Below are 13,092 nucleotides of genomic sequence, written 5' to 3'. Positions count from 1 at the left end.
CAATTACCTATTATTTCTTGAATATTCTTTTAACCTCATTAATTGCTTCGACTGCTTTGTCTATGTCATCTTTATTGTTATAAATGTAAAAACTCATCCTTGCTACCGCGCTTTGTCTTAGTATCTGTGTCACCAGCGGCATGGCGCAATGATGCCCTGCGCGAATTGCCACGTTATAATTGTCAAATATGCTTGCTATATCGTGAGGGTGCACCCCGTTTACCGAGAAAGATATTACGCCGCCATGATCGTTCTTTTTCATGTCCGGTCCGTAAGTCTCCACGTTTTTTATCTCTGCCAAAGCGTCAAGCGCATATTTTGTCAGTTCGACTTCGTGTTTGAAAATGTTCTCCATTCCTAGCTTTTGCAAATACTGTATTGCCGGAGTCATGCCTATGCCTCCTTCTATGTTGGAGGTTCCGGCTTCGAATTTCCATGGTATCCTGTTCCATGTACAGGAATAAAATTCAACCGTTTCTATCATATCCCCTCCTCCTATAACTGGCGGCATTGCCTCGAGGATCTCGCGCTTTCCATATAATGCGCCTATTCCGGTCGGCCCTAGCATCTTGTGTCCTGACAAAGCGTAGAAATCACATCCTATGTCTGATAAATTTACTGGCATGTGCGGCGCCGACTGGGCTCCGTCAACCAAAACAACCGCGCCCTTATCGTGCGCTTTTTTTGTTATGCTTTTAACATCGTTTATTGTGCCTAGCACGTTCGATGCATGGGTTATTGCAACCAGTTTGGGGTTCTTTTCAAGCCCATTTTCCAAGCTTTCTTGGTCAAGCCTGTAATCTTCTCCTACCTTTATATAATCCAAAACTGCCTTCTTTCTTTTGGCGAGCAGTATCCAAGGCACAAGATTGCTGTGGTGCTCCATCTCCGATATCAATATGTGGTCACCCTCGGATATGTTCTTCTCTCCCCACGACAAGGCAACTAGGTTTATCGCTTCTGTAGTATTTCTGACATAAACAAGCTCTTCATAAGATTCTGCCCCCAAAAACTTCGCCATCTCTTTCTTAGAATTTTCGTAAGCTTCTGTGGCTCTTTCAGCTATTTGATATACGCCTCTGTGTATGTTGGCGTTGTAATTGCTGTAATAGTCGCTTATTGCGTTTATCACCGCTCTTGGCTTCTGGGATGTTGCCGCGCTGTCAAGGTAAACAAGCCTTTGGCCATCTTTTCTGGATTCGAATATTGGAAAATCCTTTTTTATCTCTTCTGAGTCTATATTTACCAATCAATCACTTATTTTATCATATCCCGACTTTTCGATTTCTTCTATTAAGGAAACTCCTCCATCCTTCACTATTTTGCCATTCAGCATAACGTGCACATATTCAGGCTTCATGTATTTCAGTATCCTGCTATAATGCGTTATCACCAGCAATCCAGGGCCGTTTTCTTCCCTGATCCTGTTTATGTTCTCTGCGACGATTTTTATTGCGTCGACATCCAGCCCCGAATCGGGCTCGTCCAGAATTGCTATCTTTGGCTTCAATATTGCCATCTGCAAGATTTCGGCTTTTTTCTTTTCTCCTCCGGAAAACCCTTTGTTCAAAGATCTTCCAACTACGTTCTTGTCGAAATTAAGGTGTTCCACGTTGCTTTTTATGCTGTCCATGAATTCCTTCATATTTATGGTCTGCTCATTTACGGATTCTAGAGAAGACCTAAGGAAATTCACGAAACCCACTCCGTCTATCTCCGAAGGGTTTTGGAAAAGCATGAACAATCCGAGCTTTGCTCTTTTATCTGGGGTCAGTCCTATTATGGATTTCCCGTCGACAAGTATATCCCCTCCTGTTATTTTTACTCCAGGATGGCCCATTATGGCTTTTGCCAGTGTCGTCTTTCCAGAACCGTTTGGCCCCATCAAAACATGGAATTCATTAGTATCCAATTTCAGGCTTACTCCATTAAGAATGCTCTTTCCTCCTATTTCCGCCTTAAGATCCTTTATTTCAAGCAACATATTATGCACCTATTTTATCATTATATGGCACGATTTGGATGCCCCTTTTGGGCATATGCCACAGACTATCTTCTGGGCATTGTATTCGTCTTTTATAACTATGCTCTGGGCAAAGGCTTCTATGTCTCTGTCGCTTATCTTTATGCCTTCATCCTTGGTTCCCTTGCCGCTCAGGTACTTGCTTACCTCTGCCTGGCTCACTCCGAGCATTTTGGATATGCTCTGCTGTGTCAGGCCGTATTCGCTGAAAAGCACCATGGCTGCCTTGGATCTGACAATCGGTATGAATTTTGCCGCAACGTAATCGTAGCTTTCCTTTTTACTGATCATACCAAACACCATAGCTTTTCAATTCCATTTCCGGAATGCCTATCTTTTTTGATTCAAGCCTGTGCTTTGCGAGAAGCATGCTGAATGCCATCGAATCATGGTCCTTAATGTTCTTCAAAAGTTCATATATCAACCCGCTGCCTACAAGGAACTTTGCCTTTTCCTTGTCAAGCCCCCTGCTCGATATGTAAAATATATCGTCTTCTGGGATCGGGGATGTGGAGCTCGAATGCGAAGCCTTTACATAGCTTTCATCTATGGACATGTCCGGCATCATCGTTATCTTGGCGTTTTTGTCGTATATAAGGCCTCTCTCCCTTATGTGGGATTCGGAGCCTTCAGTTCCTTTAGCCATCTTTGCGAAGCTTTTAACTATCCCTGAAGAATCATCTGCCAGAACGGCCCGCACCTCATAATTGCAGCCGCTGTCCGGTTTCAAGTTGGCCATATTCGTGTTTATGTCAAATTTCTGGAAGCCGGAGCCTATTATTGCCTCATTGACATTTATTTTGGAACCTTTTCCGGAATTATTGAAAACACTTCTCTGCCTTGATGTTGCGCCTCCTGTGTAGAATGCATTGAACTCCAGTCTTGCATTGTCTTTTGTTGAAAATGACCTTGTAATAAGCGAATTGGTGTTTTCCGATTCGCAGTGTATTTCGTTCACTTCAAGCTCTGAACCCTCTTCCAATTCGAAGAGCTGTGCCGATCCGTTCAGGGAGTTCTTGCTTCCTCCAAGCGAGAAGTAATACTCATTTACCATGGCTTTTACGCCTTTAGGGATTTTGAACAATACGCTTGCAGGCGAGCTGTGCTTCCCGGAGTCCAAGAAAAGCATATTGAGCTCTTTTGTCCCCAATCCGAGCTCAACGATTACGGGCTCCAAGGAAAAATCGTATGCGAAAGCGGAAAACTTGTCCAACGGCAATCCATCCCTGATGTGCTCTTTGTCTGCAATGCCTCCTGTACGTACTGATTCGTTGCCCTTCGCAAGCACTCCATCGTATACCACTGCAGAGAACCTAATTCCCATCTTGGCATACTTGGCAAGCGATGATCCGTCGTAATCATTCATTATCTCCTCTTTGGTATTGCCTGCCTCAAATCTTGCCAGGTCTAGATTGACAAAGTACTTCTTGTATAATGAATCGGTCTCAAACGGTATAGCGCGATAGCTGGGGTTCCTGCCTCTCTGCTCCTGCATTTCGTCTGTTTGCATGTGATTACCTCACGCTATCGAATTCGAAGTGTCCAGTTTTATCAGGCGCTTCAGCTCAAGCGAATATTCTAGCGGCAGCACCTTTACGAGCGGCTCTATGAAGCCAAGGACTGCAGTAGCAATTGCATCGTCCTCCTTCAGGCCCCTGGACATCATGTAGAACAGGTCGTCTTCACTAAGCCTCCCTACTGTTGCTTCGTGGCTCACAAACGCGTCGTCTGCATATATCTCGTTATAAGGATATGTGTTGGTTTTGGCCTCCCTGTCAAGCAGAAGCGCATCGCATTTGACGCTGGATTTGGAATTGTAGGCCTTTTTGTCTATGTGAACAAGCCCCCTGTACGAAGTAACTCCGCTTCCCTTGGATATGCTTTTCGATATTATCTGCGATGTGGTATTCGGTGCCAAGTGATAAGCTTTGCCTCCGGAATCCTGCGTTTGCTCTTCGCCAGCTACGGCTATTGAAAGTATCTCGCCCCTTGCGCCCTCTTCCTTCAAATACACGCTCGGATATTTCATGTTGACCTTGCTTCCTATGTTCGCATCGATCCATTCTACGTTGCCGTTTTCGTATACGAAAGCTCTCTGTGTCACTAAATTGTAGACGTTTTTAGACCAATTCTGTATTGTTACATACCTTATGTGCGCATTCTTGTGGGCGACGAGCTCCACAACTGCCGCGTGCAGGGATGAGCTTATGTATATGGGTGCAGTGCATCCCTCAATATAAACTACCTCTGCGCCTTCGTCTGCAATTATCAGCGTTCTCTCAAACTGCCCCGCCTTTTCTGCGTTTATCCTAAAATAAGCCTGCAGCGGCATCGAAAGCTTTACTCCCTTAGGGACATAGATGAATGATCCGCCGGACCAGACTGCCGTATTCAGTGCAGCGTACTTGTTGTCGCTCGGCGGTATTATATTTCCAAAATATTTCTTTACAAGCTCTGGATATTCCTTGACTGCGTTGTCCATGTCTGTGAATATTACTCCCAGATTTTCAAGCTCTTCCTTCATATGGTGGTATACCACTTCGGAATCGAATTGCGCCTCGGCCCCGGCAAAGAACTTCCTTTCCGCTTCAGGTATCCCGAGCTTGTCGAAAGTATCCTTAATGTCCTTTGGAACGTTTTCCCACGAATCGGTCTTTTTTGCATTGGGCTTCAGGTAATAGAAAATGTCATCATAATCTATCTTGCTTAGGTCCGGCCCCCATGTCGGCACCGGCTTTTCCTTAAATATCTTGTAACCTAAAAGCCTTTTTTCAAGCATCCATTCGGGCTCGTTTTTGCTTTTTGATATCTGCCTTATGGTTTCTTCAGATATCCCTTTCACTATCGTTTCATAATCGTCCTTGGTCTTAAATCCGTACTTTTCCAAGTATTCGTCCTTCTTTTGCATTACATCCTGAGTCTCATCATAAACCATGCTTCAACACCTGCAGTCATCATAACATAAATCAATAGATTATAACTCAGTTATAACGCGGATAATATTTAAAGCTTATCCGGAATTTTACGATGATATCTACAACATTTGTTGGTATGCGCGTATATAAAGGTATAAACATTTTTGTTATAAAAATATAATTTATGGTGATTGGAGTGGCAGCGGGCACATTTTCAAACGAATTTACTTACAGAAAAATGGTGGAGAAAGGAGAGGAATCAAAATTTGACGCACTTTTTGAACAGGCAGCCAAGAATGCACTGGCTTCTTTCGGCAAAACATGGCCCATGCACATAGGCCCGAATCAAGTGACTGCGCAGGAGCTGCTCGAAGAGCGCTCGCCGATCGACAGGCGCATACTTATTGGCAAATTCCAGAAGGGCACGCGCGAGAATGCAAGGGCGGCAATAGCAGAGGCGAAGAAAGCTTTCGTATCGTGGAGCGAAACGGACTATAAAAGCAGGCTCGCTATATTCAGAAAGGCAGTGGAAAAATTCAGGGAAAGGAAATTTGAGCTTGCGGCAATACTGAGCTACGAAAACGGCAAATCAAGGTATGAGTCCGTCGGAGAAGTAGACGAAGCCATAGACTTCATAAACTATTACATACTCGAAATGGAAAAGAACAAGGGATATTCACGCAAAAACGTCATAGCAGAGAGCAGCGTAAAGGTAAAGGCGGGTTTCCAGGGCGCGCCGGCAGACAAGCTCGAGAAGATATCCATAAAGCTTAAGCCATATGGGGTATTCGGGGTCATAGCACCCTTCAACTTTCCGGTCTCAATATCCATGGGCATGAGCATGGGTGCAATGGTTACCGGGAATGCCGTAGTGTTCAAGCCGTCATCTACAGACAACATGTCCATGCTAACTGGGCTCAAGATATACGAAATCCTAAAAGAGGCAGGATTGCCCGACGGTGTTTTCAACTACATAACTGGGCCCGGGTCTGAGGTGGGCGACGAGCTCGCGATAAGCAGGGACGTTTCAGGCATAGCTTTTACAGGTTCAAGGGATACCGGCATGCGCATGGCTGCGAGGGCGTACTCTCAGAACGCACAGAAAGTCTTCATAGTGGAGATGGGGGGCAAGAACCCTGTCATAATATCCAAAACTGCCGAAATAGAAAGCGCAGTAGAGGGCGTGGTAAGTGCCGCCTTCGGTTTTGCAGGGCAGAAGTGCAGCGCACTTTCAAGGGTGTACGTACACGAATCCATAAAGGAGGTCTTCTTGAGCAAGCTTATCGAGCGCGCTCGCGGCCTTAAGGTTGGCAATCCAATATCCAAGGAAAACTACATAGGGCCTCTGATAAGCGAAAGCGCCTACAATCGCTATGTGGAGTCTGTAGAAAAGGCGAAATCAGCAGGCAGGTTGCTCTACGGCGGGTCCCGCGTAGGCAACGACTTGGACGGATTCTATGTGGAGCCAGCAATAGTGGAAATAAGGCACGACCACGAGCTTGTCCACAAGGAGCTCTTTCTGCCGTTCATAACTGTCGAGAGCTTCAAGGATTTTGGCGAAGCAATAAGCATGGCCAATGACGTGGAATACGGGCTCACTGCGGGAATGTACAGCAAGAGCAGGGCCGAGATAAGGGAATTCGAAAAACGCATAGAAGCCGGTACTGTTTACGTCAACAGGGCCATAAGTGCAACTACCGGGGCCATAGTGGGGATGCACACTTTCGTAGGTTGGAAGGGTAGCAGCCTTACCGGAAAGGGCACAGGAAGCAAATTTTACCTGGAGCAATTCATGCGCGAGCAGAGCTTTTCCGTTACGGGTTAGCCGATGCTGAATTTCATAAGGAAAAGGCTAAAATATTCCTCGGGAATCGTAGAAATAGGGGATATCAAGCTCAAGGCCATAATTGCAGACTCCTTCATAAAAAAAGCAATAGGGCTAATGTACAGGGATGAGATTTCCGAAGACGAGTGCATGCTTTTCACGTTCTCGCATCCTTCAATGCTTGGCATATGGATGAAAGGCATGAAGTTTCCCATAGATATTCTCTGGCTAGATTCATCAAAAAGAATAGTCACGCTGATGGAATCGCTGCCGCCATGCAGGAGCGTTTTCTGCAAAACATATTACCCCGAACGAGAATCGATGTATGTGGTTGAGCTGCGCTCTGGTTTCATAAAAAAGAATACAGTAACTAAGCTTACCAAAATAAAAATAGAAGAGCCGAAAAAAAGGAGATGATTATCTCCTTCTCTTCTTTGCGGAACTCCTTGCGCTCTTCGCGCTCCTGGACTTGCTTTTCATTGCCTTCCTTGCAGGTCTCCTTGCCGCTGCCTTTCTCTTTGCTCCAGATCCGCGTGCCCTTCCGCCTCTGTTCATCTTTGTTCTGACTACATATCCGTTTCCGTCTATGTAATACAAGAATCCTTCTTCTCTCTCTATCTTTTCAGATCCTACCTTGGCCTTTCTTCCCCTTGTGTTCATTTTCATTGGGGTCTTCCATACGTGCCCATCCTTGCCAAGATAATAGAGATATCCATCGTCTCTATCTATTCTCTCGCTACTTACTCTCTGCGGCATTTTATTCACCATTAGTAATTCCATAGTTAAATTTAAATAACTATTGCAAATTTATCCTCGTAAACTCCTCGTATAATGCCATTTTTACCCCGAAACGCACACTTTTTGCATTTTATCGCGGCGCAAATCGGCATATTCAATGTATCCTTCCCGGTGCATTCGCCGCTGCAAAAAGGTTCTCCAAATTATTATAAGCTTGCGCGTCAAATAGCTAAGCAGTGGTTTGATGCTAGATATAAAACTCATATCGGACAAGAAGATTGACGGATATACGCTTCTAGAAGGATTTCCAGGAGTCGGGCTCGTAGGCCCAATGGCTCTCAGCTATGTGATAGAAAAGCTAAACATGGAGTATTACGGCTACTTCGAGAGCCAGGCCTTTCCTCCCCTGGTATCAATACACAATTCAATCCCTATGCATCCGGTCAGAATCTATTTTTCGCCGAAATATAAACTGGTTGCAATATTCGCCGAGTTTGCGATACCGTCTGAAATGACGTACATAATGTCGAAGAAGATATCGGAATTCATAAAGGAAAACAAGATAAATGACATAATATCAATAGGCGGCATGCCGAGCCAAAGCATATCTTCAGAACTTTCGGAAACAGATGAGGAAAAGCAGAAAGAGGACGAAGCCCAGGCAGAGAAAGTATTTGCGGTGATATCAACTCCGGACCTGGCGTCCGACTTGAAGAAAGCAGGCATCAACATAATAAGCGAAGGAGTAGCCACCGGAATAAGCGCGATGCTTATGATAAATGCGACGTCCGAAAAGATAAGAGACACGAATCTGCTGGTACAGGTAGACCAGAGCATCGTGGACCCCAAATACGCGGAGATAGCCATAAAATCGATAAACAAGCTCCTGGACCTGAAGATAGACATAACAGAACTTGACAAGGAAGCGAAGGCCATAGAGGCAAAAATACGCGATGTCATAAAGAAAAACAAGGACTCGCACCAAAGCTATAAGGAGGCTACGGACGCTGCAGGACCTTCGATGTACGCGTGACAAGAACATATCTTGCAGGGGTGGCAGAGTCTGGTCTGGCAAAAGGTAAAGCCACAGAAAAACGCGCAGGACTTAAGATCCTGTGGCCTAGCGCCTTCGTGAGTTCAAATCTCACCCCCTGCACATCAAAAAGCTTCAGTGTATTACTGTCGAATTGCATCCCTGTGGCACAACAAGATTGCCGCTTATTATGAGCTTCAGGTAACCCAGATATGGGATTACACCTACCACTTTTCCTTGTACTTGCGACATGTTTGGGGGATAGTTGCCGTACTGTATGTCGAGCCCAGGATTATTGTCGCCCTTAGTCAGCACATAATAGTCTCCGCTGTCATTCAATATGGCGTAAACCCTGTGGACCACATAAGCGTCTCCCTCTTCATAAAAGAGGTCTCCGGGCCGTGTGCCGTAAACTACTATGCTGTTGTTCCTGTCTCCGGCAATTGTGCGATTGTTGACGGTTATGCTGGTTGTATAAGCCTCGTTGAGTATCTGCCCTGTAGAAAGTTTCACCTCTCGCGTACCGCACGTATACTGCACTACATTTCCGGATTCTTCTTGTTTGCTTACGAGCCTGTAGACTCCGTTGCTGTCTTCTATTAAGCCAACTTTGTATCCTGGAGCCAGGGTTTGCCGTATATAGGTTCCGCTCGCATTGGTTATGTATGCCACGCAGCTTAAAGATTCGGAATCAGGGCTGGAAAGTACCCTGGACATCTGGCTTGAAGTCACATCTATTATCGGCGCCTTTATCTGCGATATCGAAGATACTCCGTGGAGAAATATCATGTCGCCCCTGTGAAGATAGGGAAGCATGCTGCAGCTCGGCACAACATCTATCGGGTTGTTGGTAGCAAGGAAGAACTTGAGGCCGTACCACAGGACGACAACCACTATTATCGCAACGGCTATCTCCAGGATGCTCTTCTTATAGCCAACCTCGTTCTTGCCGCTTATCAATTCCAGCACTATCGCTATAATTATCAAAAAAAACGTGACTATGCCAAGCGTTATCGCAAGGATCCTTATCCTCTCCAGAAGGATGTAGAGCACCAGTGCTACTATTATCATTACGTAAATGGGCCATACCGTTATTTTGTCCTTAGCGGTATCACTGCCCTGTTTTTTCTTTGTTCTTTTGCTTCTCCTTTCCAATCTATCACTTTACCTCAATGCTTTCCGGGGCTACTATCTTGACCCCGAAAACGTTTGATTCGCCCTTGTTCTTCGCGACTCCTATTGCGGTATCCGCATACGATATAAGCGTATCGTTATGGCTTACTACTATGAACTGCGAATTCGAGCTTAGCTGCTTTATGAGCGCTGACAGCTTTTTTGAATTCTGCTTGTCAAGGGCAGTGTCTATCTCGTCAAATATGTAAAATGACATTGGCCTGCACATGAGTATCGAGAATATCAGCGTCAGCATTAGCATGGATTTTTCGCCTCCGGAAAGCCTTTCTACGTGCAGAGCTCTTTTCCCCTCGCGCAACTCAAATCCCAGCCCGGAATTGAACGTGTCCCTTGGGTTCTCCAGGACTATCGAACCATCGTTTTCCGGGAATATCGACTTGTACATGCTCTTGAATTTCTGGTTTACCATGTTGAACGTGTCGTTGAAAACCTCAAGCTTCTTGGATTCCAGCTGGCTTATCATGGAAAGTATGGAATTTCTTTCGCTTTCCAAAGTCATTATCTTTTCCTGCACACCGTTTACTTCCCTGCTCTTCTCCTCGTACATCTCCGGAGCGCGCATGTTGATGCTTCCCATCTTGTCCAATTCTGATTTAAGCAAATAAAGGTCCTTTTCCATCTGGCCGATTTCGCCTTCTAGCGGCTCCTGCTTCTCATAACCGCTAAGTTCTGCCATAAGGTCGGAAAGCCTGGTCTGCAGCTGCCCTTTGTTCGCCTGCATTGCTATAGATTCCCTCTCAAGCCTGTCCTTCTCGCTAGAAAGCTTTCCTTTCTCGAATCCGTTTTTCGACATCTGGTCCTCTATCTTTTTTATCTCCTCGTACATACCGGCTGACTTCTTGTCATGCGTCCTTATCGTTTCCTCAAGGGAATCGGCTTCCTTCCCGAGCTCTTTTATCTTTGCTTCCAGCCTGTGCTCGTTTTCCCTGCTTTTCCCCAGCTCCGTTTCCTTGCCTTTTATATTCTTCTCCAGTTCCGAAGCCCTCGAAGCCATCAACTCGTTTTCCTTGACCAAGGCAGCACGCTGAGCGGTAATCTGCTCGAATCTTTCCGACAGCTTTTTTGCAAGGGCTTCCTTCTCTTCGCTTTCTTTTGCTCCAGAGTTCGCGAACCTGCCGCTTATCCTGGAATAGAGGGCAGAGCTTTCATCCTTCAATGGCGCTATCCTTGCCTCAAGTCCTTCAAGCCGCTTCTCTGCGTTTTTGCTTGCCGCGGAATCGGTGCCAAGGCTTTTTTCAATATCCCTTATCCTTTTTGCAATATCCTCTTTCTCAGCCTCGGAATTTTTGAGCGATATTCTTATGTTTTCAAGCTCCATTGCAGAGCTCATTACTATGGTTTCAGATTTTCCAAACTTCTGCCTGGATTCCTCTTCCAACCCCTGTATGCTTTCGAGCTCGTCCTTCAGCTCCTTTTCCCTGTCTTCAGCAGATTTGAGCTCTGCCACCGCCTTTGCATAATTGAAGCTTCTGGAGAAACCTCCTGAAACAACTCCGGACTGCTCAAGTATCTCTCCCTCAAGGGTTACGTATCTGTGCCTGCTTCCCTTGGCTACGGACTTTATGTCACCTATGAGGTACGTATTGGAAAATATGAACTTGAAAGCGTTTGCGAATCTACTCTCAAACTCGATGAGGTCTATGAGTGGGTCTCCCTCGCCAATGGGTTTGGTGTCGGTGTAGCTGATTATGTCCAAAGGTATGAAGGAAGCCCTGCCGAGCTTGTTTTCCCTCAATATCCTGACTGCCTTGTCTGCAGTGCTTACCTTGTCCACCACAAAATAGCTAAGCCTTGCTCCTGCTGCCGCGTTTACCGCCTCAGCATATCTCTCGTCGTACTTGCAGAGCTCTGCCGCCCTTCCATAAAATCCGTTTCCGAGCTTCTCCGTCAATATTCTGGCCGATCTGTTCGTGTCGCTGCCGTAGGTAGCCAGGCTTTCCCTTAACGATATCTTCTTTTCCGAAATCTGTGCAAGTTCTGCCTCTACGGACTTCCTTCTCGACTTGAATCCTTCGAGTTCCGCCCTTGCCTCGGAAAGCTCCCTGTTGGCCCTGTTCGACGCTGCCGATATTTCCCGCTCCTTTTCCCTGAGCTGTTCAACGGATTTGGAAATCCTATCAAGCTCTTCTTCAACTGACTTCTTTTGCGATTCGAATCCGGAGATGCGCGTCACAGCCTGCATGTGCTCCCTGTTGGCCGATTCCATCTCTGCCGAAATCTTTTCTATAAGCTTAATCTTTTCCTCATACTCTTCAACGTCCTTTTTTCCTTCTGCGGATCCAATTGCGCCCCTGCTATTCTCCAATTCTTTCCTTATTTCCGATATCTCGGCATCGAGCCCGGGAAGCTCCTTGCCGTTAAGTTCCAGCTTGGAGTTCTGCTTTTCCATGTCTGCCCTAAGCGCGTCTATCTCCTTGGCAGCAGATTCCGAAAACTGCATTGATGCCCTAAGCTCGGATTCGGCTACGGCGATTTCCCTTTTCAGGGACTCCAGCTTCCTGTTGGAATCGTTGAGCTCTGAAGATCTCTCGTTGAGTGCCTTAGCCTTGGCGCTCCTTTCTGCTGAAAGCCTTTCGCCTATTGAATCAAGTTCAAGTACCTTGGCTCCTATCTCACTTATTGCCTTCTCCGATTGCGAGAGGCTGTCTATTATGCCTTTGAGCTCTGCTTTTATTCCTTCGCTCCTCTTGTAAAGTATGGTGTAATTTATCTGCTTGGCCTTGGATGCCATCGCGGAGTATTTCTCAGCGGCCTCCTTCTCCTTCTTAAGCTCCTCCAGGAACCCGAGCCTTTCTCCGAGAAGCGATTTTGTTTCTGTTATCTTTTCTTCTACCTTCTCGAGCTCCTTTTCAGATGCTTCCTTTTTGTCGTCAAATTCCTTTATCCCTGCGGCTATGTCGATGAGCCCTCTCTTCTCCTTTGCGTTAAGGCTGAGGAGCCTCACTATTTCTCCCTGCGTTATGGTATTTGTATCGCTTATCATGCAATTGTTGGCCCTGAGATAGTCGCTTATCTCCTGCCTTGTCATGCGCTTTCCGTTTAGCCTGTGGCTTATCTTGCCGTTTGGCTTTATTATCCTTGTAACCGTCACTTCGCTGTCCCCTTTCAAGACTATGCTGACTGAAGTCTTCTTGCCCGGCAGCTCCTTCCTCGGCGTTCCCAAGTCGCTTACCAGCTGTGCAGCAGAAGTGACTCGCATCCTTCTAAGCGATCCTTCGCCGAATGCAAAAAGCAGTGAGTCGCATACGTTCGACTTCCCGGAGCCGTTTGGCCCGACTATGCAGTTAAAGCCACCGCTAAAACTTATCGTCGTGTTCCTGAAAGACTTGAAGTTGTGTAAAATTAGCTTTTCAAGGTAAAGCAT

At 46.1% G+C, this 13,092-nt stretch carries 11 protein-coding genes and 1 tRNA gene; 4 read left to right on the top strand and 8 right to left on the bottom strand.

Annotated elements, in window-relative coordinates:
* Window positions 1-10: 10 nt before the first annotated feature.
* Genes Micr_RS00060 through sufB form a run of 5 tightly spaced genes read right to left on the bottom strand, consistent with a single transcriptional unit; the run spans window position 11 to window position 4,958 of the window.
* A complete protein-coding gene (locus Micr_RS00060; protein ID WP_203134637.1) occupies window positions 11-1,249 on the bottom strand; it encodes an aminotransferase class V-fold PLP-dependent enzyme in 1,239 nt (412 codons plus the stop codon).
* Complete coding sequence (gene sufC / locus Micr_RS00055; protein WP_203134636.1) at window positions 1,250-1,984, bottom strand: Fe-S cluster assembly ATPase SufC; 735 nt, start codon at window positions 1,982-1,984, stop codon at window positions 1,250-1,252.
* A 9-nt stretch (window positions 1,985-1,993) separates the two neighbouring features.
* The gene (locus tag Micr_RS00050) at window positions 1,994-2,314 is read right to left on the bottom strand and encodes a transcriptional regulator (RefSeq protein WP_203134635.1); all 321 of its coding nucleotides are present in this window, start codon (window positions 2,312-2,314) and stop codon (window positions 1,994-1,996) included.
* Window positions 2,304-3,533, bottom strand: a complete 1,230-nt coding sequence (locus Micr_RS00045; protein WP_203134634.1) for a SufB/SufD family protein — start codon at window positions 3,531-3,533, stop codon at window positions 2,304-2,306. Before Micr_RS00045 ends, Micr_RS00050 begins: the two co-directional genes overlap by 11 nt.
* 9 nt (window positions 3,534-3,542) lie before the next feature.
* Window positions 3,543-4,958 (bottom strand): Fe-S cluster assembly protein SufB, encoded by a 1,416-nt coding sequence (gene sufB / locus Micr_RS00040; RefSeq protein WP_304502717.1) that lies wholly within the window; start codon window positions 4,956-4,958, stop codon window positions 3,543-3,545.
* Between the two features lie 176 nt (window positions 4,959-5,134).
* Between sufB and Micr_RS00035 the strand changes: the two genes are divergently transcribed.
* Entirely contained in the window at window positions 5,135-6,763 is a 1,629-nt protein-coding gene (locus Micr_RS00035; RefSeq protein ID WP_203134633.1) for an aldehyde dehydrogenase family protein, read from the top strand.
* A gap of 3 nt (window positions 6,764-6,766) precedes the next feature.
* Window positions 6,767-7,180 (top strand): DUF192 domain-containing protein, encoded by a 414-nt coding sequence (locus Micr_RS00030; RefSeq protein WP_203134632.1) that lies wholly within the window; start codon window positions 6,767-6,769, stop codon window positions 7,178-7,180.
* Here Micr_RS00030 and Micr_RS00025 read toward each other — a convergent pair whose 3' ends face one another.
* Window positions 7,181-7,519 carry a hypothetical protein gene (locus Micr_RS00025; protein WP_203134631.1) on the bottom strand — a complete coding sequence of 113 codons (339 nt, stop codon included), beginning with the start codon at window positions 7,517-7,519 and terminating at the stop codon, window positions 7,181-7,183. It lies immediately after the preceding gene.
* A 226-nt stretch (window positions 7,520-7,745) separates the two neighbouring features.
* On the opposite strand from Micr_RS00025, the gene Micr_RS00020 reads away from it, so the two are divergent.
* Both Micr_RS00020 and Micr_RS00015 read left to right on the top strand, forming a co-directional pair.
* On the top strand, window positions 7,746-8,534 hold the full coding sequence (locus Micr_RS00020; RefSeq protein WP_203134630.1) for a proteasome assembly chaperone family protein: 789 nt from the start codon (window positions 7,746-7,748) through the stop codon (window positions 8,532-8,534).
* A 14-nt stretch (window positions 8,535-8,548) separates the two neighbouring features.
* Window positions 8,549-8,657 (top strand) — tRNA-Leu (locus tag Micr_RS00015).
* 12 nt (window positions 8,658-8,669) lie between these two features.
* Here Micr_RS00015 and Micr_RS00010 read toward each other — a convergent pair.
* Window positions 8,670-9,689 carry a hypothetical protein gene (locus Micr_RS00010; RefSeq protein WP_203134629.1) on the bottom strand — a complete coding sequence of 340 codons (1,020 nt, stop codon included), beginning with the start codon at window positions 9,687-9,689 and terminating at the stop codon, window positions 8,670-8,672.
* Window positions 9,690-9,693: 4 nt separating this feature from the next.
* Window positions 9,694-13,092 carry a chromosome segregation SMC family protein gene (locus tag Micr_RS00005; RefSeq protein WP_203134628.1) on the bottom strand — a complete coding sequence of 1,133 codons (3,399 nt, stop codon included), beginning with the start codon at window positions 13,090-13,092 and terminating at the stop codon, window positions 9,694-9,696.

It is taken from the genome of Candidatus Micrarchaeum sp. (assembly GCF_016806735.1).
GTDB classification, from domain to species: Archaea; Micrarchaeota; Micrarchaeia; order Micrarchaeales; family Micrarchaeaceae; genus Micrarchaeum_A; species Micrarchaeum_A acidiphilum_A.
This window is presented reverse-complemented; position numbering and strand designations above follow the sequence as displayed.